17 protein-coding genes are annotated in these 23672 nt (G+C 71.8%); 11 read left to right on the top strand and 6 right to left on the bottom strand.

Features of this window, described 5'->3' with window-relative positions; genetic code table 11:
* The 5 genes from hypB to hypE form a co-directional block, all read left to right on the top strand.
* Positions 1-544: hydrogenase nickel incorporation protein HypB (hypB, locus tag ACFQ7Q_RS32515; RefSeq protein WP_383561463.1), on the top strand; the 544-nt coding region annotated here is incomplete at its 5' end.
* Positions 541-3078, top strand: a complete 2538-nt coding sequence (gene hypF / locus ACFQ7Q_RS32510; RefSeq protein WP_383561461.1) for a carbamoyltransferase HypF — start codon at positions 541-543, stop codon at positions 3076-3078. The genes hypB and hypF, both read left to right, overlap by 4 nt.
* A 10-nt stretch (positions 3079-3088) precedes the next feature.
* Positions 3089-3406, top strand: a complete 318-nt coding sequence (locus tag ACFQ7Q_RS32505) for a HypC/HybG/HupF family hydrogenase formation chaperone (protein ID WP_383561459.1) — start codon at positions 3089-3091, stop codon at positions 3404-3406.
* Positions 3403-4557 (top strand): hydrogenase formation protein HypD, encoded by a 1155-nt coding sequence (gene hypD / locus ACFQ7Q_RS32500; protein ID WP_383561457.1) that lies wholly within the window; start codon positions 3403-3405, stop codon positions 4555-4557. Before ACFQ7Q_RS32505 ends, hypD begins: the two co-directional genes overlap by 4 nt.
* Positions 4558-4594: 37 nt before the next feature.
* Positions 4595-5635: a hydrogenase expression/formation protein HypE gene (hypE, locus tag ACFQ7Q_RS32495; protein ID WP_383561465.1), complete on the top strand. Its 1041-nt coding sequence runs from the start codon at positions 4595-4597 to the stop codon at positions 5633-5635.
* A 3-nt stretch (positions 5636-5638) separates the two neighbouring features.
* On the opposite strand, the gene ACFQ7Q_RS32490 is transcribed toward hypE, so the two are convergent.
* Both ACFQ7Q_RS32490 and ACFQ7Q_RS32485 read right to left on the bottom strand, forming a co-directional pair.
* Complete coding sequence (locus ACFQ7Q_RS32490) at positions 5639-5866, bottom strand: hypothetical protein (protein WP_383561455.1); 228 nt, start codon at positions 5864-5866, stop codon at positions 5639-5641.
* Complete coding sequence (locus ACFQ7Q_RS32485) at positions 5850-6101, bottom strand: DUF6400 family protein (RefSeq protein ID WP_383561453.1); 252 nt, start codon at positions 6099-6101, stop codon at positions 5850-5852. The genes ACFQ7Q_RS32490 and ACFQ7Q_RS32485 overlap by 17 nt, the downstream gene beginning before the upstream one ends.
* Before the next feature lie 314 nt (positions 6102-6415).
* On the opposite strand from ACFQ7Q_RS32485, the gene ACFQ7Q_RS32480 reads away from it, so the two are divergent.
* On the top strand, positions 6416-8497 hold the full coding sequence (locus tag ACFQ7Q_RS32480; RefSeq protein WP_383561451.1) for a SpoIIE family protein phosphatase: 2082 nt from the start codon (positions 6416-6418) through the stop codon (positions 8495-8497).
* A gap of 80 nt (positions 8498-8577) precedes the next feature.
* Positions 8578-10374, top strand: a complete 1797-nt coding sequence (locus ACFQ7Q_RS32475; protein ID WP_383561449.1) for a SpoIIE family protein phosphatase — start codon at positions 8578-8580, stop codon at positions 10372-10374.
* Positions 10375-10430: 56 nt separating this feature from the next.
* On the opposite strand, the gene ACFQ7Q_RS32470 is transcribed toward ACFQ7Q_RS32475, so the two are convergent.
* The gene (locus tag ACFQ7Q_RS32470; protein WP_383561447.1) at positions 10431-12632 is read right to left on the bottom strand and encodes an OmpL47-type beta-barrel domain-containing protein; all 2202 of its coding nucleotides are present in this window, start codon (positions 12630-12632) and stop codon (positions 10431-10433) included.
* A gap of 2 nt (positions 12633-12634) precedes the next feature.
* A complete protein-coding gene (locus tag ACFQ7Q_RS32465) occupies positions 12635-15127 on the bottom strand; it encodes a ThuA domain-containing protein (RefSeq protein ID WP_383561445.1) in 2493 nt (830 codons plus the stop codon).
* Between the two features lie 195 nt (positions 15128-15322).
* Between ACFQ7Q_RS32465 and ACFQ7Q_RS32460 the strand changes: the two genes are divergently transcribed.
* Positions 15323-16348, top strand: coding sequence for a multicopper oxidase domain-containing protein (locus ACFQ7Q_RS32460; protein WP_383561443.1), 1026 nt, complete (start codon positions 15323-15325; stop codon positions 16346-16348).
* Positions 16349-16459: 111 nt separating this feature from the next.
* Here ACFQ7Q_RS32460 and ACFQ7Q_RS32455 read toward each other — a convergent pair whose 3' ends face one another.
* Positions 16460-16945 carry a VOC family protein gene (locus ACFQ7Q_RS32455; RefSeq protein ID WP_383561441.1) on the bottom strand — a complete coding sequence of 162 codons (486 nt, stop codon included), beginning with the start codon at positions 16943-16945 and terminating at the stop codon, positions 16460-16462.
* Positions 16946-17232: 287 nt separating this feature from the next.
* On the opposite strand from ACFQ7Q_RS32455, the gene ACFQ7Q_RS32450 reads away from it, so the two are divergent.
* From ACFQ7Q_RS32450 to ACFQ7Q_RS32440, 3 genes are all read left to right on the top strand, one after another.
* Positions 17233-20466: a M36 family metallopeptidase gene (locus tag ACFQ7Q_RS32450; RefSeq protein WP_383561439.1), complete on the top strand. Its 3234-nt coding sequence runs from the start codon at positions 17233-17235 to the stop codon at positions 20464-20466.
* Complete coding sequence (locus tag ACFQ7Q_RS32445; protein ID WP_383561437.1) at positions 20463-20918, top strand: hypothetical protein; 456 nt, start codon at positions 20463-20465, stop codon at positions 20916-20918. Before ACFQ7Q_RS32450 ends, ACFQ7Q_RS32445 begins: the two co-directional genes overlap by 4 nt.
* Positions 20919-21012: 94 nt before the next feature.
* Positions 21013-21753 carry a CPBP family intramembrane glutamic endopeptidase gene (locus ACFQ7Q_RS32440; RefSeq protein WP_383561435.1) on the top strand — a complete coding sequence of 247 codons (741 nt, stop codon included), beginning with the start codon at positions 21013-21015 and terminating at the stop codon, positions 21751-21753.
* A 77-nt stretch (positions 21754-21830) separates the two neighbouring features.
* On the opposite strand, the gene ACFQ7Q_RS32435 is transcribed toward ACFQ7Q_RS32440, so the two are convergent.
* Positions 21831-23564: an alpha/beta hydrolase gene (locus ACFQ7Q_RS32435; RefSeq protein ID WP_383561433.1), complete on the bottom strand. Its 1734-nt coding sequence runs from the start codon at positions 23562-23564 to the stop codon at positions 21831-21833.
* Between the last annotated feature and the right edge of the window lie 108 nt (positions 23565-23672).

The following is a 23672-nucleotide window of genomic DNA, read 5'->3' as shown; positions in this document are numbered from 1 at the left end:
GCTGGGCCCGGCGGGGGCGCGGGGGGTCTCCGCCGCGGCGCTCCCCGCCGACCTGGCCACGGAGAACGACGCCCGGCGCCTGGCCCGTTCGGGAGTGCCCGTCAAGCAGGTGCTCACCGACGGGCTGTGCCATCTGGAGGCCGACATGGTCGCCCGGCACCTGCACGACTGGCTGCCCGAATCCACCCGGCTGCTCTTCGTCGAGAACGTCGGCAACCTCGTCTGCCCCGCCGGTTACGACCTGGGAGAGTCCCTCCGGGTCGTGCTCGCCTCGGTGACCGAAGGGGAGGACAAGCCGCTCAAGTACCCCACCGCGTTCGGCCTCGCCCAGCTGGTGATCGTCACCAAGACCGACATGGCCGAGGCCGCGGAGTTCGACGAGGCGGCCTTCCGCCACAACGTCCAGCAGGTCAATCCCGGTGTCGAGGTCGTCCTCACCTCGGTGCGCGACGACCGCGGCGCCGGCGCCCTGCTGGACCGGGCCCTCGCCGCGGCCGAGGGGAACCGCGTCCACACCCCGGTGATGGCCCAGGCCGGCGCGTGACCACGGCACGGCCCGGAACCGCCCCCGGCACGGCCCCGCGGCGCAGCCGGGTGGTCGTGCGCGGTGTCGTGCAGGGCGTGGGGTTCCGCCCCTACGTCTACGCCCTCGCCACCGGGCTGCGCCTGTCCGGGCACGTCACCAACACGGCGGACGGCGTCGTCGCGGAGGTCGAGGGCGACCCCGCGGACGTGGCGGCCTTCTGCGCGCGCGTCGCGCCGGACGCGCCGCCGCTGGCCCGGGTGGATTCCGTCGAGACGGCCGACGTGGCCGCGAGCGGCGACAGCGGATTCACGATCGTGCCCTCCCGGCAGGGCGGCGCCGTCCGCACGCTCGTCCCACCCGACACCGCCACCTGCGACGACTGCCTCGCGGAGCTCGCTGACCCCGCCGACCGGCGGTATCTGCACCCCTTCATCACGTGCACCCACTGCGGCCCGCGGTTCACCATCGTCACCGGTCTGCCCTACGACCGGGTGCACACCACCATGGCGGACTTCCCGATGTGTCCGGACTGCGCCCGGGAGTACGGGGACCCGGCGGACCGGCGCTTCCACGCCCAGCCCGTCGCCTGCCCCCACTGCGGCCCCCGGCTGCGGCTGGTCACGGCACCGGGCGGTCGGTGGACGGCGTCCGGCACCGAGTCCTGTTCCGGCGTCGCGTCGCGTCCCGGCACCCGTAGGGGCGCCGCCCCCGGCTCCGGCGCCGACCTCGGCATCCGTCCCGGCGCCGACCTCGGCATGCGTCCCGGCCCCGGCCCCGGCACCGGCATCGACCCGATCGCCGCCGCACGTCGGATGCTCGCCGCCGGCGCGATCCTCGCCGTCAAGGGCCTCGGGGGCTATCACCTGGCCTGCGACGCGACGAACCCCGACGCGGTGGCCGAACTGCGCCGCCGCAAGGCGCGTGGTGACAAACCGTTCGCGATGATGGCGGCGGACCTCGCCGACATCGAGCCCCTCGTGCACCTCGGCCCGCTCGAACGGCAGCTTCTCACCGGCAACGTCCGGCCCGTCGTCCTCCTGCGGCGCCGCGACGACGCCCGGCCGCGCCCCGGGGCCGCGCCGGCGCAAGCGGTGGCACCCGGCAGCCCGGACCTCGGCGTCATGCTCCCGTACACCCCCGTCCACCACCTCCTCCTCGGCCTTGGCACACCGGACGGCGAAGGGCCCCGGCTGCTGGTCATGACCAGTGGCAACCTCTCGGGCGAACCCATCGTCACCGACGACGCCGAGGCACTGACCCGGCTCGACGGTCTGGCCGACGCCTGGCTCCTGCACGACCGCCCCATCCACGTGCCCTGCGACGACTCCGTCGTCCGTGTCTGCGACGGTGAGCAGCTGACGCTGCGCCGCTCCCGGGGGTACGCCCCGCTGCCGGTCACCTTGCCCGTCGAGGTCGCCCCCGCCCTCGCCGTGGGCGGGGATCTGAAGAACACCTTCTGCCTCGGCGAGGGGCGCAAGGCCTGGCTCTCCGCCCACATCGGCGACATGGACGACCTCGCCACCCAGCTCGCCCTCGCCTCCGCCGAGCGGCAGTTGGAGTCCGTCACGGGCGTGCGCCCCGGCCTGCTCGCCGCGGACCGGCACCCCGCCTACCGGTCCACCCGCTGGGCGCGGCGGCATGCCGTCGGGCGGCCGGTCGTGACGGTGCAGCACCACCACGCCCATGTCGCGGCGGCGATGGCCGAGAACGGACTCGACGGCACCCGGCCCGTGATCGGCGTGGCCTTCGACGGCACCGGCTACGGTCTCGACGGAGCCGTGTGGGGCGGCGAGTTCCTCGTCGCGGACTACGCCGGGTTCACGCGGTTCGCGCACCTGGCCTACGTACCCCTGCCCGGCGGCGACGCGGCCGTACGACGGCCCTACCGCATGGCTTTGGCCCACCTCCGGGCCGCGGGTCTCACCGCCGACCCCGCACTGCCCTGCACACGAGCCTGCGAGCCGGGTGAACTCTCCGTACTGGAACAGCAGTTGGCGCGCGAGCTGAACTGCGTGCCCACGTCCAGCATGGGACGCCTCTTCGACGCCGTCTCCTCCCTCGCGGGGATCTGCCACCACGCCGGATACGAGGCGCAGGCCGCGATCGAGCTGGAGGCCGCGGCACTGCGCGCACCGGCCGTGGCCGAGGACGGACGCTACGCCTTCCGGCTCGGCCCGCGGCGGTCCGGAGCCCCGCTCACCGCCGACCCCGCGCCCCTGCTGACGGCGGTGGCCGCCGACGTGCTGGACGGCACCTGCGCCGCCGTCGTGGCCGCACGGTTCCACCGTGCCGTGGCGCGCCTGGTACGCACCGTGTGCGCCGCCGCCCGCGGTGAGACCGGCGTGGAGACCGTCGCCCTGACCGGGGGAGTGTTCGCGAACACGGTGCTCTCCTCAGGCTGCGCCCAAGGACTGCGGGAGGACGGCTTCACCGTGCTGCGCCATCGCCTGATCCCGCCGAACGACGGCGGTCTGGCTCTCGGCCAGCTCGTCGTGGCCGCCCGTGTCCCCGACCGGGCGGCCTCCGGCATGCCACGACGAGAGCGACAGTGAGGAGACACTCATGTGCCTGGCGGTACCCGGAAAAGTGCTGGACGTGGAGGACCGGGACGGCACCCGGATGGCCACCGTCGACTTCGGCGGTGTGGTCAAGGAGGTGTGCCTGGAGTACCTGCCGGACCTGAAGCCCGGTGAGTACGCCATCGTCCATGTCGGGTTCGCCCTGCAGCGTCTGGACGAGGAGTCGGCCAGGAGGACGCTGGAGCTGTTCGAGACCCTCGGCATGCTCCAGGAGGAGTTCGGCGACCCGTGGGAGGCCGCCGAAGCGACGGGCAGCGAGCGGCCGGCGCAGGACGGCCTCGCCGGAGAGGTGACGCGGTGAAGTACATCGACGAGTTCCAGGATCCCGAGCTGGCCCGACGGCTGCTCGACGAGATCCGGGCGACGGTGACCCGGCCCTGGGCGCTGATGGAGGTCTGCGGCGGCCAGACCCACACCATCATCCGGCACGGGATCGACCAACTGCTGCCACCCGAGGTGGAGTTGATCCATGGACCGGGCTGTCCGGTCTGTGTGACGCCGCTGGAGGTGATCGACAAGGCGCTGGAGATCGCGTCCCGCCCCGGCGTGATCTTCTGCTCCTTCGGCGACATGCTGCGCGTTCCCGGTACCGGCCGCGACCTCTTCCAGGTCCGAGGGCAGGGCGGTGACGTCAGGGTCGTCTACTCGCCGCTCGACGCGCTGCGGATCGCCGAGCAGAACCCGGACCGCGAAGTGGTCTTCTTCGGCATCGGGTTCGAGACGACCGCCCCGCCCAACGCGATGACGGTCCATCAGGCGCGCAAGCTCGGCATCCGCAACTTCAGCCTGCTGGTCTCCCACGTCCGGGTGCCCCCGGCGATCGAGGCGATCATGAACTCGCCGGACTGCCGAGTCCAGGGATTCCTCGCCGCGGGGCACGTGTGCAGTGTGATGGGCACGGCGGAGTACCCCGAACTCGCCGCACGCCACCGGGTGCCGATCGTCGTCACCGGCTTCGAACCGCTGGACATCCTCGAAGGGGTGCGGCGGACCGTGCTCCAGCTGGAGCGAGGAGAGCACACCGTCGAGAACGCCTATCCGAGGGCGGTCCTGCCCGAGGGCAACCCGGCCGCCCGGGCGATGCTGGACGATGTCTTCGAGGTCACCGACCGGGCGTGGCGGGGGATCGGAGTGATCCCGGAGAGCGGCTGGCGGCTGTCGGAGCGGTACCGCGCCTACGACGCCGAGCAGCGGTTCTCCGTCGAGGGGATCGACACCCGTGAGCCGGCCGAGTGCCGCAGCGGCGAGGTCCTGCAGGGACTGCTGAAGCCCCACGAGTGCGAGGCCTTCGGTACGAAATGCACCCCCCGCTCTCCGCTGGGCGCCACCATGGTCTCCAGCGAGGGGGCCTGCGCCGCCTACTACCTCTACCGACGGCTCGACCTCTCCACCCCGACGTCGAAGTCCCCGGCCCCGAAGTCCCCGGCCCTGGAGGGCAGTTCCGTTGTCTGAGCTCACCCGCGCCACCCCTGCGGAGCAGGCACCCGACATGTTCGCCTGGACGTGCCCGGCACCCCTGCGGGACCAGCCGCGCGTGGTGATGGGCCACGGCGGGGGAGGCGCACTCTCCGCCGAACTGGTCGAGCAGATCTTCGCGCCCGCCTTCGGCGGGCCCGCGCTCTCGGTCACCACCGACGCCGCCACAGTCGAACTCGGCGGCGCCCGGCTGGCCTTCTCCACCGACTCCTTCGTGGTGCGCCCCCTGTTCTTCCCCGGGGGCAGCATCGGCGATCTGGCCGTCAACGGCACGGTGAACGACCTCGCCATGAGCGGCGCCCGCGCGGCCTACCTGTCCTGCGGCTTCATCCTGGAGGAGGGGGTGGAGACCGAGGTCGTGGCCCGGGTGGCGAACGCTCTCGGGGCCGCGGCACGAGCGGCGGGCGTGCAGGTGGCCACGGGTGACACCAAGGTGGTGGAGGCCGGTCACGGCGACGGTGTCTACATCAACACCTCCGGAATCGGTCTGATCCCGCCCGGTGTCGACCTCCGCCCGCAGCGCGTCGTACCCGGTGACGTGGTGATCGTCAGCGGGCCCGTCGGCGTCCACGGCGTGGCGATCATGAGCGTGCGCGAGGGCCTGGAGTTCGGGGTCGAGATCGAGAGCGACTGCGCGCCGCTCGGCGGGCTGGTCGAGGCGATGCTCGCGGTCACGCCGGACCTGCATGTGCTGCGGGACCCCACCCGGGGAGGACTGGCGGCCTCGCTCAACGAGATCGCGGCCGCGTCGGGCACCGGCATCGTCGTCCAGGAGCGGGCCGTCCCCGTCCCCGACCCGGTGGCCAACGCCTGCGCGGTGCTCGGCCTCGACCCGATGTACGTGGCGAACGAGGGGAAGCTGGTGGCCTTCGTCCCGCGTGAGCACGCCGACGCCGTGCTCGCCGCGATGCGCGCCCACCCGCTGGGCGCCGGGGCGGCCGTGATCGGGGAGGCCGTCGAGGCGCATCCGGGCATGGTGGTCGCCCGTACCGGCCTCGGTGGCACGCGGGTGGTGGACATGCCGCTCGGTGAGCAGCTGCCGCGGATCTGCTGAGCGTCAGCCCCGGGCGCGGCGGTCGCGGGCGGTGTCGAGGGTCCAGGTGTGGGTGCAGTTCGGGCACTGCAGATGGACCCTGGGCCCCTTGTTGGCTATCAGGTAGCGCCAGTGCTCCGAACAGTTGCGGCGCTCCGTGCAGGTCGCGCAGTCCCGGGCGTCGTCGCAGCCCGGGCAGGCGACCCAGGCGCGGCGGGCCCGGTCGGCGTGGGGGTCAATGGGAAGCCGCACGGCCCGGCTCCTGTCCGGGCAGCACACCCGCCGCCACCAGCATGTCGTGGATCCGCTGCTGCTCGGCGTCCAGCCCCGAGTAGAGCAGGGCGTGCGCGGCCTCCTCGTCCCGCAGGACGGCCACCGGGTCCCAGTCGGGTCCCAGTGCCGCGACGACCTCGGCCCGCCTGCGGGCTTCCTCGGCGGTGAGGTCGATGGTGAAGGAGACGTGGTCGGAATCGGGAGCCTGGTTCATGGCGGTGCCTTCGGCGAAATCGAACAGGATTCGCCACGTCTACCAGAGCGGGCACCGGGTGCGGAAGGGGGAAGCGCCTCCGGCGACTGTGGCTCATCTCATGTAAAAACCGGACAGACTCGGCGGCCCGCCCCCTTCGGGCGGGTGCGCGGGCGTCGCGTTCCCGGTCCGTACGCGGGCGCCGCCGGGCGACCGGCGCGACGATGGGGGTGTGGGAAGCACGACCGAGCGTCGTCCGGGCCGCGGGAGAAGCACCGTGCGGCCGGGTGACGCCCAGGCGTCGGACGGTCCCCGAGCGTGAAGGGAGGGCACCGGTGAGTGAGCAACCGATCGAGGAGCTGATCAGCGGGGCCGCACAGCACGCCGGCGGCTGGGTGGGCTCCCTGGCGGTGGCGCAGGTGGCCACGGCGTCCGACGGGACGGTGGTCCGCTGGAACCACGGTGCCCAGGAGCTCCTCGGCTACTCTCCGCCGGACGTGGTCGGGCGGCACATCGCCGAACTCCTCCATCCGGGCGCCGACCGCAGCCTCGGCCGTGCCCTCTGGGAGACGGCGGCCACAGGACGCGGGGTGATGGGCACGGTCACCGCCTGGCACCACGACGAGTACCCGCTGGAGCTGGAGATCTGGGCCTGCCCCGTCCCCGACCGGCGCCGCGGCGCATCGGCGGTACTGATCTTCGCCGCCGAGGCGCACACGACCCGGCGGATCCGCGGAACCTCGGCGGTGTGGGACGGGCTGTTCGCCCGCTCACCGGTCGGCATCGGCCTTCTCGACACCGAGCTCCGCTTCCTGCGGGTCAACCCCGCGTTGGAGCAGATGAACGGCCTGCCCGAGGAGGCCCACGTCGGACGGCGCCTCAGCGAGCTGCTCCCCGACGTCAACGCGGGCGAGATCGAGGAGGCCATGCGTCAGGCCCTGGACTTCGGTGAGCCGGTGCTGGACCGGCACCGTGCCGGTCGCACCCCGGCGGACCCCGATCACGAGCACGTCTGGTCGTGCTCGTACGTGAGGATGGAGGACCCGGCAGGCCGGCCGATCGGCGTGATCGCCACCCTCGCCGACGTCACCGCCCAGCACAATGACCACCTCGCGGCGGAGGCGGGGCGGCGCAGGCTCGCCCTGCTGAGCGAGGCCAGTTCTCGCGTGGGCGCCAGCCTCGACATGGAGCGCACGGCCCAGGAGCTGGCCGATCTCGCCGTGCCGGAGCTGGGCGACGCCGTCACCGTCGACATCCTCGACAGCCTCGCCCGCGGCGACGAACCGGGCCCGGGTCTCGCCGGTGGTGTCGCCGTGCGGCGCCTGGGGAAGGCCCCGCTGACCGGTACCGCGATCACCCGCCTCCTCGCCCCCCTCGGGCGCACCCTCATCTTCCCGGCCGGGGCGCCGTACACGCAGGCCATCAGGGCCCGTCAGCCGTATCTGATGGCCCAGCTCGACGAGCAGGCCGTCGCGCACGTGAACCGCTTCACCGCGGTGCCCTCCCAGCTGGTCGACAAGGGCGTGCACTCCTTCATGATGGTGCCGCTGATCGCCCGCGACCTCGTCATCGGTGTGGCCACCTTCTGCCGGACCCGGCCCGGAGCGCCGTACGGATCCGAGGACGTCACCCTCGCCGGAGAACTCGCCACCCGCGCCGCCGTCAGCATCGACAACGCGCGCCTGTACCAGCACGAGCACGAGACCGCCGTGGTCCTTCAGCGGAGCATGCTGCCGCAGCACGTCACACCGCCGCCGGGCATCGAGATCGCCCACCGCTATCTGCCCGCGAGCGACATCAACGAGGTCGGGGGCGACTGGTACGACGTACTGCCCCTGCCCGACGGCAAGGCGGCGCTCGCCATCGGCGACGTGATGGGACACGGCATCGCCGCGGCCGCGGTCATGGGCCGCCTCTCGGCGACCGTGAGGGCCCTCTCCCGCCTCGACATGACCCCGGTCGACCTGCTGTACCAGCTCGAAGCCACCCTCGCCGACCTCGCCGAGCCGATGCTCGCCACCTTCCTCTTCGTCGTCATCGACCCCGCCACCGGCCGGTGCACCATCACCCGCGCCGGCCACCCGCCCCCCGCCGTCCTGGAGCCCGACGGCAGGGCCTACATCCTGCCGACCGCGTCCGGTGTCCCCCTGGGCGTCGGTGGAGTCGACTTCACGACGACCGAGGTCACGTTGCCCGCCGGGAGCATCATCGTCCTCTACACCGACGGGCTCGTCGAAGGCCGCGGCGCCGACCTCGACGAACGCCTCACCGATCTGACGCGCCTGCTCACGGAACCCCAGACCTCGCTGGACCATGTCTGCGACGCACTGATCACCCGCCTGGTCCCCGGCTCGGCCGACGACGACATCACCCTGCTCACTGCTTGCATCACACCCCCGTCGGCCAAGTCCCCCTAGCATCCGGCCGGTCGGGCCACAGAGGGCCGGTGCATGATGTGCACCAACAACGGTCGAGTTCCTGTCTGGAGGCCGAACGAGTGAACGGTGGCAACGGGAGACGGCGCCTCACCAGCCGTGCCTCGGCCGGGAAGGGCGCCGCGGTTCACCGCTCGGCCGGTGCCCGCAGGCGGCTCGGCGGAAGCAGCGGCGAGGTCCCCCTCGACCGGCTGACCACGCGCGGCCGGCTCGCCTGGCTGAGCTCCGCCGGCTCCAGGATCGGCACCACCCTGGACCTGGAGCGCACCGCCCAGGAACTGGCCGAGTTCACCGTGCCCGGCTTCGCCGACGGGGCCGCCGTCGACATCCTGGAGAGTGTCCTGCGGGGCGACGAGGGTTCCCGGTGGACGGGTACGGGCGTCCCGCTCATGCGGGCCATCGCGCTCTGCGCCGTCGAGGAGCTGTCGTCCCTTGAGCCGACTCCGGTGGGCGAGACCTTCGTCCGCACGGAGGAGGCCCACGAGACCCTGCTCCACCGGTACTGTCTGCGCCAAGGCCGCCCGGTGCTGGTGAGCCGCATGCGACACGACGACTACATCAAGGTCGCGCCGACGGAGAGCGCCGCGGCGCAGATGCGCGCCGCCGGGGTGCACAGCTATCTCGCGGTGCCGCTGATCGCCCGCGGGCTGCTGCTCGGCAGTGCGGACTTCGTACGCGGCCCCGGGACACGCCCGTTCTCCTCCACCGACCTCGCACTGGCGGAACAGCTGGCCTCCCAGGCCGCCGTCTACATCGACAACGCCCGGCTGTACGGGCGTGAGCGTGAGCACGTCGTCTCGTTGCAGCGCAGTCTTCTGCCGCGCGCCACCCCGGTGACGCCGGGGCTGCGTGTCCAGGCCGAGTACGCGCCCTCGACGGCCCACCACGGGGTGGGCGGCGACTGGTACGACGTCATGGCCCTGCCGGGCGGACGTACGGCCCTCATGGTGGGCGACGTCATGGGTCACGGGCTGCCCGCCGCCGCGACCATGGGGCGCCTGCGGGCGGTCGCCCGCACCCTGATGACCCTGGACATGGCCCCGGAACGCGTCCTCGCCCGGCTCGACCTCGCCACGCGTGACCTGGAGGACGAGCAGGTCGCCACCTTCCTCTGCGCGGTCTTCGACCCGGCCGACTCCACCTACACGCTGGCCAGCGCCGGCCACCTGCCACCCCTGCTCCTCGACGGGCAAGGCTCGGCCGAGTTCGTGGACGTCCCGGTCGGCGCGCCGCTCGGAGCGGGAGTGATCCCGTACGACCCGATCCGGCTGAAGGTCCCGGAGGGCGGCCACCTGGCCATGTACACCGACGGTCTGGTCAAGTCCCGGCAGGCGGACGTGGACCACCAGCTGGAGCGCCTGCGGTCGGCGGCCCGTGGCCTGGCGCCCGAGGCCCTCGAAAGGGGTGGACTCATCGGCTGCGCCCCCGCCGACGCGTCCCGGTTCGACGAGGCCGTGCTGCTCGTCGCGGCGACCGCCTCCGGAGCTCCGAGCGACCTGTGCGAGTGGGAGCTGCCGAGGGAAGGGCGCGCCGCGTCCGTGGCCCGGGGCCTGGTCACGGACCAGCTCGCCGCGTGGGAGCTGACGGAGCTCGCGGACGTCTGTGAACTCGTCGTCTCCGAACTCGTCGGCAACGCCCTGCGCTACGGCAACGGGCCCGGCCGACTCCGTCTCCTGCGCGGCGACCGCCTCGTCGTGGAGGTCTCGGACACGGGCCCCGACCTGCCCCAGATCCAGCACGCGGACCTCAGTGACGAGGGCGGCCGGGGGCTCCAGCTCATCAACATGCTGTGCCGCAGATGGGGCTCCTGTCGCACCGTCACCGGCAAGGTGGTCTGGGCGGAGCAGAACCTGCCCTAGCGACCCGGACCCGCGACAGGCCCCTCTCCCGGCGCGGGAGAGGGGCCTCACGCGGTCTACAGCTCCTTCACCCGGATGTTGCGGTAGGAGATGACGTCCGTCGTGCCGTGGACCTGGAGACCGATGTAACCGGAGGCGTAGCGCCGGCCGTCCGTGCCCGGGTCGTCGCCACGCGGCGGCTGGAAGAGCTGGCCACCGGTGTTGTCGAACTCGTTGATCAGCTTGCCGTTGCGGAAGACCGAGTAGTGCTGGCCCTCCACCCGGATCTCGTAGTCGTTCCAGGTGCCCTTGGGCGTCACCCCGGCGCCGGCGAGGCCGACGCGGTCGAAGCCGTAGACCGAGCCCGTCTTGTACATGTCGCCGTCGGGCCGGTCGAGGACCTGGATCTCATGGCCGTACTTGATGGCGACCCACTCGGGACGGGCCTCCTCGGGGTTGCCGTGGACGTACGGGAAGCGCACGAAGACACCGCCGTTGGCATTGCCTGCCCCGGGGGCGTCGTCGCGCCACTGGAGCTTGAGCGAGAAGTCGCCGTACTGCCGCTGCGGGAACCACAGCATGCCCATGCCCGGCACCGTGGTGCTGCTGGTCATGGCCCCGTCCGCGCTCAGCGCGAACTGTCCGCCGCCGACGTGCTGCCACTTCGAGAAGCTCGACGCGCTGCCGTCGAACAGATCACGGTAGCCCTCGGTCTGCCCCGGCTTGCCGATGCCGGACTGCTTGGCGGCGCGGTAGATCTTCTTGTGCTCGCGGGTGTCGATGACGCCGTCGGCGAGCAGCCGGTCGATCACGGTGTCGACGTGCTTGAGGAACAGCGCGTGCGAGGACCAGTCCTTCTCGTCCTCGATGAGTTCGTTGACGGTGCAGCGGCTGTTCGTCATCCGGTTCGGGACCCCGGTGTCGACGGTTCCGACGATGACGGTCGACCGCTCGTCGAACTCGGGGCAGTCGGGCGCCGGCACCCCGCCGCCCTCGGCGACGGTGAAGGCCGTGCTCCTCGCCGTCGTGGTGTTGCCCGCCTTGTCCGTCGCCCGGTACAGCACCGTGTGGTGGCCGACGCGGTCGACGATCACCGGGGTGGTGTAGGCGAGGTACGGGCCGCCGTCGAGCGAGTACTCGATCCGCTCGACGCCCGAGCCGGTGTCCGTCGCGGACAGGGTGACCGTGGCGCTGGTGATGTACGCGCCGTCGGAGTTGCGCACACCCGCGACCGACGCCGTGGCCTCGGGGGCCGTGGTGTCGGGGTCGGGCTGCGTCACGACCGTGAAGCCGACGGACTTCTCGGCCGCCGTGTTGCCGGCCTTGTCGCTCGCCTTGTAGCGGACGGTGTGGGTGCCGGCCTCGTGCACCATCACGGGGGCGGTGTACGGCTGCCAGGCGCCGTCGCCGATCGCGTACTCGATGGTGTTGACGCCCGACCCGGTGTCGGACGCGGTGACCGTCACCGTGGCCATGTCGAGGTAGCGGCCCTGGTCGTCCTGTTCACCGGTCACGGTCGCCGAGGTCTCCGGCGCTGTCGTGTCGTCGGTGGGCGGGGCCACCACCGTGAACGCGGCGGTCTTCTCGGCGGCCGTGTTGCCCGCCTTGTCGCTCGCCCGGTAGCGGATCGTGTGTGCGCCGACCTGGTCGACGACGACCGGGACGGTGTACGGCTGCCACGGGCCGTCGGCGCCGACCGCGTACTCCACCTTGTCGACACCCGAACCGGCGTCGGTGGCGCCGAGCGTGACCGTCGCCTGGCCGACGTAGGCGCCGTCGGCGTTGCGGTCCCCGTCGACCTTCGCGGTCGTCTCGGGCGCGGTGGTGTCCTCGCCGCCGCCCTCGGTGACCGTGAGGATGCCCTGCATCTGGCCGTGCCCGGGGATCGTGCACTTGAAGAGGTACCGGCCCGGGGTCAGGGTCACCTCGGCCGTGTGCCGGCCGCCGTCGGCGTCGTTCGGATTGGCCAGGATGTTGAGCGGGACGTCGTTGTTGTACTCGGGGTCGGAGACGTCGAACGTCAGGGTGTGCGGCATGCCGGTCGTGTTGCCGGTGGCCGTGCTGTTCTCGAAGACGATGGTGGTGGCACCCGCGACCGCCGTGGTGGGGAACTCCAGATAGCGGTCGATCGGGTCGCCCGCCTTCCAGGTCAGCACCTGCGCCGCGGCGTTCTGCCGTCCGTCGTCGGACCGGCCGTAGGCGGCCGCCGAGGTCAGCCCCACGATCATCGCCACGGCGGCCAGCAGCGCCGCCCACAGCCTCGGGCCTCTGTGTCTCATGGTCACCGCGTCGCCTTCCTTGCCAGCTGGTCCGCGGCCGGGGTGGGCCCGCCGCCCTTGTAGGTCACGCGCCAGAGCGCGGAGTCGGGGTGCGAGGTGAAGAAGCCCCGCCCGTAGTCGAGTACGTAGAGCGAGCCGTCGGGGGCGAACTTCCAGTCCATCAGGTTGCGGATCCCGCCCTGCCCGACCGGGATGATCTTCTTCAACGACTCGGCGTGCACGGGCAGTCCGCCCTTGCCGACGGTCTTCGGGTCGGTCAGCACGGCATGCCGTGGCTGCTCCCCGTCGTAGAAGTCACCGACGAACCACTTGCCGTCCCAGTACGACGGCCACTTCACGGTCGAGTCGCTCGCCGCGTCGTAGCGGTACAGCGGGCCGTTCATGGTCGCCTGCCCGCCGCCCTTGAGCCACGGGAGCAGCAGCTTCTGCTCCTCCTGCTTGTAGCTCGGGACGCCGTTCGCGTCCCGCGGGTAGTCCACGCCGCCGCCCTGGGGCGAGTACCAGATGGTGTTCGCCGTCACCGGCGGCAGGTTCACCAGCCCGTCGTTGTTGGGCGACTCGTTCTTGGGCGCGTTGCAGTCGTACCAGCCGAGCGGCTTGCTCGGATCGGTCAGGCCGCGGTCCCGGTAGGGCTGCTTGTTGCCCATGCAGTACGGCCAGCCGTGGTTGCCCGCCCTGGTGATCGCGGCGAACGTGTCGTACTTGGCGGGCCCCCAGGTCGTCGAGGGCGCGCCCGCGTCGGGGCCGACCCAGCCCGCGTAGAGGATGTCGGTCGTCCTGTCGACGGAGATGCGCGCGGGGTTGCGTACGCCCATCACGTAGATCTCGCCCCGGGTCTTCCCGCCGCCCTCGTCGGTCTCCTCGCCGGTGAAGAGATTGCCCGTGGGCAGGGTGTAGGTGCCGTCGTCCTCGGGGTGGATCCGCAGGATCTTGCCGTTGAGGTTCTTGGTGTTGCCCGCGGTGCGGCGTGCGTCCGCGAAGGAGACGCCCTTGAAGTTCGGAGCCGGGTTGTTGCCCGAGTAACCACCGCTGGATCCGGAGGAGTTGGTGTCTCCGGTGGCGATGTAGAGGTTGCCCTTGGAGTCCCACGCCATGCCACCGCCCGCGTGGCAGCAGCTGTGGATCTGGACCGGCCAGCTCAGCAGCACCTTCTCGCTCGCCAGGTCGAGCCTGTTCGACGCGAGGTCGAGCGTGAAGCGGGAGACCCTCCGCTCGCCCATGTGCGCCTCGCGGTCGATCCGCGAGTGCGGTGTGTAGTGCAGATAGACCCAGCCGTTGGTCATGAAGTCGGGATCGAGCTCGATGCCGAGCAGACCCTCCTCGTTCTTGACCAGCTCGTCGCCGCCGCCCTTGTTGCCGAAGACGGTGAGCGCGCCGGCCTTGGTGACCTGCTTGGTCCTCGGGTCGTAGACGTGGACCTCGCCGTTGCCCTTGCCGATGTCCGGGTTGTTCCAGTCGGTGACCACCGGGACGGTGGAGTCGGCACCGCCGCGGCCGATGTACAGGATGCGCCCGTCGGGAGCGGCGACCAGGCCGTGCGGCTCGCCGATCTGGTCGTTCTGGCCGGGCTGGTTGGGCTTGGTGACGCGCTCGGCGGTGTAGTTGGCGTCGATGGTCGCCTTGCAGTCCGCCTGGGAGATACGGGCGGTCCAGGAGATCGCACCACGCAGATGGTCGCGGAAGTCCGCCTCGGCGTAGCTGTCGACGGTGCCGCCCATGGCGGTGTAGAAGGACCGGCCGCCGTCGTAGTCACGGCACCAGGACACCGGGTGGTCCCAGCCGTTCGGCTTGGCCGCCGGCTGGTACGAGCCTTCTCGGACCCGCGCCACGGTGTGCACCGTGCCGGAGGGGTTGCGGTCCCAGTTGAACCACTTGTCGGGGCGCTTCCACTCCAGGGGAAGGGACTTGGTGGCCGGGTGCTGCCGGTCGCCGACCTCCACCACCGCACGCTGCGCACTGCTCGGGGCGCCGGTGGGTCGCGCACCGACCAGGCCCGTGAACCATGTGGAGTACGGCTCGGTGCGCGCCGCCTCGTGGACGCCGACGAATCCGCCGCCCGCCTCCATGTACGCCTCAAGGCCGGCCTCCTGATCCGGGTCGAGCACATCGCCGCCCCCGGTCAGGAACACCACCGCGTTGTACCTGCCGAGCCGCTTGGCGTCGGTGAAGACGCTCGGGTCGTCGGTGGCCTCCGTGCGGTAGCGGCCGGCGGTCGGACCGGACAGCCCGATGGTCTCGACGGCCGCGATGCCCGCGTCGACCGTCGGCGACTCCTCGGTCGCCGACCCGTGGAAGACGAGCACCCGTACGTTAGCGCCGCCCGGTGGAGACGGCAGGGACAACGTTGTCGAAGCCATGGTCGACGGCAGATCCGGATACGGTCTGGCCGAGGCGGGGTCTCCGCCGAGCAGCGACGCGGTCAGGGCTCCCGCCCCAAGTGCCGCCACGACAAAGCCTGTTCTTGATCTCGCTTGGTGATGTGGTGTGCGCTTCATGGGTCACCCATCCCTCTGAGGTCACAACAACAGCCGTTGAAGCTAGACCCCTTTGCGCGGTTCGCCAATACCTATGACCACAACGGGACGAACTTTGTCCTGAGCGTGGAGAAACTGGAGCCGTCCCGCTACGGTGTGGGCCGTCCCCAGGGGCCTTCACCCCGTCAATCTCCACCGAGAAGCGGAGAGTTCGGCATGGACAGACGCAGCTTCAACCGTCGACTGCTCGCGGGCGGGGCCGTCGCCGCGACCGGCGTGACATCGTTGTCTCTCACCTCCGCCTCCAGTGCCACACCCGGCGCTGCCGCCACACCGAGAACTGCCCCGGCGGGTGGGCAGATACGCCATCTCAAGCTGTACGCGGAGAAGTTGGCCGACGGGCGGATGGGGTACGGCCTGGAGAAGGGCAAGGCGTCCGTGCCCGGCCCGCTGATCGAGCTCAACGAGGGCGACACGATCCACATCGAGTTCGAGAACCTGATGGACGTCCCCGTGAGCCTCCATCCGCACGGCGTGGACTACGACATCGACAACGACGGTACGAGGATGAGCGGCAGCCACGTCGAACCGGGCGCCACCCGCACGTACACCTGGCGCACCCATGCGCCCGGCCGCCGTTCCGACGGCACCTGGCGCCCCGGCAGCGCCGGGTACTGGCACTATCACGATCACGTCGTGGGCACGGACCACGGCACCGGAGGCATCCGCAAGGGCCTGTACGGCGCCCTGGTGGTGCGCCGCAAGGGCGACATCCTCCCGGACAAGCAGTTCACGATCGTCTTCAACGACATGACGATCAACAACCGGCCGGCGGCCGATCCGCCCGACTTCCTTGCCACGGTGGGCGACCGGGTGGAGATCGTCATGATCACGCACGGCGAGTACTACCACACCTTCCACATGCACGGTCACCGCTGGGCCGACAACCGCACGGGTCTCCTCTCCGGCCCGGAGGACGTCAGCCGGGTCATCGACAACAAGATCACCGGCCCGGCGGACTCGTTCGGCTTCCAGATCATCGCGGGCGAACACGTCGGCGCCGGTGCCTGGATGTACCACTGCCACGTCCAGAGCCACTCCGACATGGGCATGGCCGGCCTCTTCCTGGTGGCCAAGCCGGACGGCACCGTACCGGGCCACGGAGACCACGGCAGCCACGGCGCGGGGGCCGCGAAGGAGGAGCCGGCCGGGCGGACCTCCGGTGGGACCCATCAGCACTGAGGTCCGGTGAGCGACCCCACGAGGGTTCGCGGGGTGGGTCACGCTCCGGCAGAAGGGGGCGGCGGGCAGGAGGGCGCGGCCTCCGCGCGCCGCCCCTCCCGGGTGGGCGGTTCAGTCGCCGTCCGCCGAGGGGTCCATGGACCGCAGGGCCTCCGCGGCGCGCTTCTCCATCTCGTCCGCGGGGACGTCCTCCACGTGCGTGGCGACGTTCCAGCGATGGCCGAAGGGGTCCTCGAACTGCCCGGTGCGGTCGCCGTAGAACTCGTTCTTGACCGGCGACACCTCCGTGGCGCCGCGGGAGAGGGCCCTGGCGAAGACGGCGTCGACGTCCTCCACGTACACATGCAGGGTGACGGGCGTGCCGCCCACCGACTTCGGCGAGCGGAATCCGATGTCCGGGTACTCGTCGGCCAGCATGATGACCGAATTGCCCAGCTCCAGTTCGGCATGGCCGATCTTGCCGCCGGGCGCGGGCATTCTCATCTTCTCGACCGCGCCGAGCACGGACACGTAGAAGTCGATCGCGGCCGCGGCTCCGTCGGTACAGAGGTACGGCGTGACCCGCGGATATCCCTCGGGGATGGGTTGGACGGTCATCGGGCTCCGGCCTTTCAGAACCGTGGCGGTCGCCGCCGACCGCCGCCTGCGACCACTGATATCCCGATCCCTCGGGGCGCGCTCCGGCGCCGCGCGGCGTCCCGTGGCGGATGCCCCCGAAGAGCCCATGGCTCCCGCGGCGGCGGGCACGGCCCACGGGGCCACCCCCGGAGGCGACGGTCGCCGTCGGGTCCGGAGCCGGCGGTACGCGCCCTTCCGCCGACTTGTCATGCGCACGTACCGTGTCCCGGGTTCGCAGTCAGAAGGCCAATCGACGGGGGAGAGCGATGCCACCCACCCGCTTATCCAGGCGCGCACGATCACTGCTCATCGGCGCGGTCCTGCTCGCACTGCCGGCGGTCACGGTCACACCGTCGGCAGCCACCGCCGGCGAACGACCCGGGACGCAGCGGAGAGCGGCCCAGGAACAACCGGATCTGCCCTACCCGAACATCGACGTACGCGGAGACAAGCGCGTCCCGCCCACGGCCGGGCAGCTGCATGCCGCCCGGGAACTCGGCGGCACGGCGATCCGCTGGAGCCGGTTCGGTACGCCGAGGCTGCTCACCCCGCAGGGGCGCAACGCCCTCACCGCCACCAGCACCACCGACGCGCGCACCCTCGCGCTGGACCACGTACGCGACCACGCGGACCTCTACGGCCTCTCCGCCGCCGAGCTCGACGCCCTCGCCGTGGTCAAGTCGTACCGCACCGAGCACAACGGCGTACGGCATGTCTTCGTCGGCCAGAGCGACCGGGGCGTCCCCGTCCACGGCGCCCGCCTCTCGGTGGCCGTCGACGCGGCCGGCCGCATCCTCACCGTCACCGGCGGCCTCGTCCGGAAGGCCCGCGCCACCGGAACGGTCGCCCTCGACAAGAGCGCCGCGCTGGACCGGGCCGCGGCCTCCGTCGGCACCGACACCCCGCCCGGCACCGCCACCGCCACGAGGGTCACCCTCCCGCTCCCCGACGGCACCGCCCGCCCGGCCTGGCGGACCGCACTGACTGCCGAAAACGACCACCTCTACGAGACCGTCGTCGACGCCGGGAACGGCACCGTCCTCCTGCGCACCGACCTCACCAGCAACGAGGGTCCCCAGGGCCGGGTCTTCACCGACCAGAACCCCACCCTCGGCAGCGCGACGACCGTCCCCTTCAGCGGCCTCGGCCGGTCCTGGGTCACCGGCCGGGTCACCACCGGCAACAACGCCGAGGTCTCCCAGGACCTCGACGGCCGGGAGACCGTCGGCCACCAGCCCCAGACCCCGGCCGCCGGAGACCCGGACTACCAGCACTTCGACCACACCTTCACGGACGCGTTCCGCACCAGCGGCGGCACCGACCTCACCACCGACCGCGACGCGGTCGTGACGCAGGCCTTCTATTACGTCAACCGCCTGCACGACCACCTCTACGGGCTCGGATTCGACGAGGCGTCGGGCAACTTCCAGGAGGACAACCTCGGCAACGGCGGCGTCGGCGGCGACCGCGTGCAGGTCTACGTCGACTACGACGCCAACGGGGACTCCGCCTGCAACGCCAACTTCGGCACACCCGACGACGGCCAGAACCCGACGATGCGGCTCTTCGTCGGACGCGCCTCCTGCGACAACCACAACGTGCACCGGGCCATGAACGGCGACACCATCGCCCACGAGTACAGCCACGGCCTGTCCCACCGGCTCGTCGGCGGCGGCGAGATGGGCGACGGTGAGCAGACCGGCGCGCTCGGCGAGGGCTGGAGCGACGCCGTGGCCACCTCGCTGTGGAACGACCCGGTGTACGGCGAGTACAACAACGGCCGGGCCACCGGCATCCGCCGCGTCGCGTACGACAACAGCCACCTCACCTACGCCGACCTCTGCGACGACGGCACCTGCAGCGTGCACGCCGACGGCGAGATCTGGGCCACCGCCATGTGGGACATGCGCACCGCGCTCGTCGGCGCGTACGGTTACGCCACCGGCAAGCAGCGGCACGAGCAGCTGATGGTCGACGGCATGAAGCTGACGCCCTCCACGCCCGACTTCCTGGACGCACGTGACGGCATCCTCGCCGCCGACCGGGCCGACCACGCGGGCGCCAACCAGTGCCTGCTGTGGGGCGTGTTCGCCCGCCGGGGGATGGGCGCGAGCGCCACCTCGCCGAGCCAGGACCAGGCCAACCCGGCGACCGACTACCCGGCGAGCTGCCGGCCCACCGCCGACGCGGGCGGGCCGTACACCACCAGGGAGGGCGCCGACGTACGGCTCGACGCGAGCGGCTCCACCGTCCCCGGCGGAGGCGGCGGCTACAGCTGGGACTTCGACGGCGACGGCGCCTACGACGACGCGACCGGCGTCAGCCCGCTCTTCGACCGGGTCGGCCAGGACGGCACGTCCACCGTCGGCCTGCGCGTGGGCAACGCCGCGGGAGCCGACACCGACACGGCGACCGTGACCGTCACCAACGTGGCGCCCACGGTGACCTTCACCGTCCAGGGACCGCGTGAGGAGGGCGGCAAGCTCACCGTCACCGGCACGGTCACCGACCCGGGCTGGCTCGACCCGCTCACCGCCACCATCGACCCCGGCGACGGCAAACCCGTCGCCCTGCCGGGACAGTTGGAGAACAACCGCCCCGACGCCACCCTCACCTTCAGCCGCGAACTCGTCTTCGGCGACAACGGCACCTTCACCGTGAAGGTCTGCGGCAGCGACGACGACACCACCACCTGCCGCGAAGCCGCTGTCACCGTGGCCAACGTCGACCCGGCCGTCGCCATCGACAAGACCGATGCCGTGCCGCTCGCGGGCGGGCGGACGCTCGTCGTCCACGCCGGCGAGGAGAAGCGGTACACCGCCCGGCTCACCGACCCCGGCAGCGACGACGAGACCATGAGCTGGGCCTGGGGCGACGGCACACCGGCCACCACGACCACCTCGCTCGTCAACCCGCCGGACCCCGATCCCGCCCGCAGTCCCAGCGTCCAGCCGCGCGACCTGACGGACGCCCAGGCCCACACGTACACCAAGCCCTGCCTGTACGACCTGTCCTTCACGGCACGCGACGACGACGGCGGCACGGGGACCGACGGGATGCCGGTCATCGTCCAGGGCAACGCCCCGCTGTCGCTCCTCGCCGACGTCTGGTACGTCAAGTACCTGACCGGCGACCTCACCGGGCTCGGCAAGCAGACGCTGGACTGCTATCTGAAGATCGTCCGGCACGCGAGCGCGGTGTTCCCCGAGAAGGTGGACGTGTCCACCCAGGGCAAGGCCGCGGACGTCCTCTTCCTCAACCTGCTCCTCGACCCGAAGCGTTCCCTCGACCGCCAACTGCTCGCCGCCTGGCTCAACTTCGCCAACGGAGCCTTCGAGCCGTACGAACTCGTCGACACCGACAGCGACCTGAAGGCGGACACGCCCTTCCTGGAGGCCCTCCAGAACGCCGAGAAGGTACGTCTCGACCCCGCCGCCACCAAGCAGCAGCTCTCCGCTCAGGCGGCCATCCTCACCTGCATCAACATCCCGCTCGTATGACAAGGATGACGCTCCTGCCGCGCGCCGCCGCCGCCCTGCTCCTCGGGGTGGCGGCGGCCGCCTGCACCGACGAACCCCCGCCGCCGAACCACCCGAGCCCACCCGCCCGAACCTCCACCGCCACCCCCACCAGCGCCCCTCCCACCACCACCCCCACGGCGACCACCACCGCACCCGCGCCGCCCGCCCCGGCGGCTCTCACCCAGGACGACGCCGGCCGCACCCTCACGCTCGCCCTCGGCGAGACGACCCAGCTGCGCCTCTCCGGCCGTTGGCGCGAGGCCACCCCGACCGTCGAGGGCACGGCGATCGTCCTCGTACCGGTGGATTTCGAGTCCGACCCGGGCTTCCGCGCCTGGGACGTCCGCGCCACCGAAGCGGGCGAGGCGGTGCTGCGCACCACCGAACGGCCGGGCCTGCGCCCGCTGCGGATCACCTTTCGCGTTCGGTGAGGGCGTTCGTCCTGGAGCGCCCCGGGAAGGTCCCCGGTAGCGTGGGCCGAGGGGAGGCGGAGACGAACCGTCGGCGCAGAGATGGGGAAGGCCGATGCCCCTCACCCCGGGAGCACACCGCCCCACCTCGACCGGGCCCGACGGGATCGGCACCTGGCCCGCCGTGGGAATCGTCCTGGCCCTCCTGGCCGCCGCCAACCTCGTCATGCACCGCTGGACGGGCCTGCCCGGCCTGGCGACGGCGGTCGTGGCGAGCGTCCTGCTCCTGGGCGTGCTCCGGGCGGCCGGTGGTACCTGGGAGGACGCCGGCCTGGCGCCCGGCACGCTCGCCCGGGGCGCCCGGTGGGCACTGGCCCTGATCGGTCTGGTCGCCGTCGTCTACCTGGTCGGTGCTCTGCTGCCGGCCACCCGCACGCTCTTCGAGGACCGGAGATACGCCGATCTCAGCGGCGGCGAGCTACTGATCCGTGTCCTCGTGCTGGTCCCCGTCGGCACGGTCCTGCTGGAGGAGATCGCCTTTCGCGGGGTGCTGTACGGTCTGGTGCGCCGGGTCCGCGGGACGGTCTGGGCGACAGCCGTGTCGAGCCTGCTCTTCGGCCTGTGGCACGTGCTGCCGTCCCTGCACCTCGCGACCGCGAAACCCGCCCTGACCACGGTCTTCGGGGACTCCGCAACGGGGGCCGCCCTGGCGGTCCTGTCGGCCGTGCTGTTCACGGCGGCAGCGGGCGTGCTGTTCTGCGAACTGCGCCGCCGCAGCGGGAGTCTGCTCGCCCCCATGGGCCTGCACTGGGCCGTGAACGCACTGGGATACGTCGTCGGATATCTGCTGCGCTGACCGCGCGAACGGTGCGGGCGGCGGTGCGCCGAAGCGGTGGGGCGGTGTGGCGATGTGGCGGTGTGGCGGTGTGGCGCTCAGCCTTCCGGCCGCACGATGTCCTTCAGCCGGTCCAGATCCTCTTCCGTGAACCCGGACGGCCGCATGATGTCGTTCCAGCCGTCGACGTACGCCACCTTGTAGGTGTGGCCGTGACCGTCCGGGACACCCGTGGAGAACGGCAGATCGGCGGTGACCTGCCAGAAGGTCACGAAGGGAATCCACACCATCGCTTCGAGCACGTCGTCGCCGGGCGCCTCGCCGATCCAGTCGGGTTCGGAGAAGACCAGGTCGGGACTCCACCAGACGATCGGATCGGAGGGGTGCATCAGGTAGAGCACGCGCGTGCCGTCCCACGGCCGGTCCGCCGGGGGTGGGACGGTGGAGGGGTCGTCGGTGAACCGGACGGTCCGCCCCTCCTTGTAGACGGGCTCGATCTCGGGGCTTCCCGCATCGCGGTGATCGCTGAACCCGCGGAACAGGGTGTTGAAGTTCGGGGGGCCCGCGAACAGGGTCCCGGCCGTGCGGTTGCGCAGGTCGTACTCCCCGCTGAAGGCCGTCTCGCCGCCGAACGACCCCAGACTCTCGCCCGCCACGAACAGCCGCGGCCGTTGGTCCTGGGGCAGTTTGGACCAGGTGTCGTAGACCGCGTCGAAGAGCTCGCGCCCGGCCTCGCGGGCCTTGGACTGGTCGACGAGGTAGGACAGCCACGACGGCAGGTACGAGTACTGCATCGCCACGGTGGCCGAGTCGCCGTTGCCGAGGTACTCGAAGGACTCGACGGCGGCGGGATCGACCCAGCCGCTCCCCGTCGTGGTCATGACCAGGAGGTTCTCGCGCTCGAAGCCGCCCGCCCGCCGGAGGTCGGCGACGGCCCGCGCCGCCCGGGTCTCCGCGTCGTCGGCGGTCGCGAGCCCGGCGTAGGCCCGGACGGGCTCCAGTGCCGTGCGATGGGTGAACGCGCCGATGTCCCGGGCCGACGGTCCGCTGCCGGTGAAGGCCCGGCCTTCCCGGCCCAGCGAGTCCCAGGGCACGACGGAGCCCGGTCCGCCGGAGCGCAGGGCCGACGTCGGCTGGTGCACGCCCTCCGGTGTGTGCGTGTCGCGCAGCGAGAACGTCTCGTTGGCCGCGCTCACGAGGCCCTGCAACAGCACCCCGGTGAACACGGACCACGCGAGGCCCGCCACCAGCAGCCAGCCGACCACTTTCGTCGCCCGCTCGCCGATCCAGCGCCCGAGGAGACGGGTGGTCCAGCGATACAGGCGCCGGAGCCCCCGTCCTGCCATCAGAAGCAGCCAGAAGACGAGAGCGGCGACGAACGGGCAGGCGATGGTGGCGAGGACGTTGTAGTCGGTGACCTCCATCAGCCGGCGGATCTCGTGCTGCCAGTACTGACCGAGTCCGAACGAGAGGCCGAACAGCACGATCGCGCTGACGAGGAGGACGAGCCACGATCTGCGGGAGGGGCTTCGGGCGTCACGGTCGGCGAAGGCGCGCCACACGTACGCCGCGACCACGCCGAGCCCGTAGCCGATGGCCGCGCCGATGCCGCACACGATTCCTTGCAGCACGCCCCCGCGAGGCAGCAGCGAGGGAGTGAAGGACAGACAGGCGAGGGCGAGCGCACCCCAGCAGCCGGGCAGCGTGAGCCGGAACAGCCGGCGCCGCTTGCCGTCCGCGTCCGCGTCCGCGCCGTCGGGCCGGTCCACCCGGCGGTCGTTCTCGCGCGGTGTGGGTTCCTCCGACGGAGACAACGGCGGGTCGTGCGTCATGGCGGTCCTCCGGGGACAAGGATCCCAAGGCTCGGCCGACCGTGCCATTCCGAGCCGCGTCCCTGGAGGCCGTACGGCGCCGACGGCGGCGGTGGCCGGTACGGCCAC

It is taken from the genome of Streptomyces sp. NPDC056527 (assembly GCF_042794475.1).
Classification (GTDB): Bacteria; Actinomycetota; Actinomycetes; order Streptomycetales; family Streptomycetaceae; genus Streptomyces.
The sequence above is the reverse complement of the archived record's forward strand: the minus strand, read 5'-3'. Positions and strand labels throughout refer to the sequence as shown.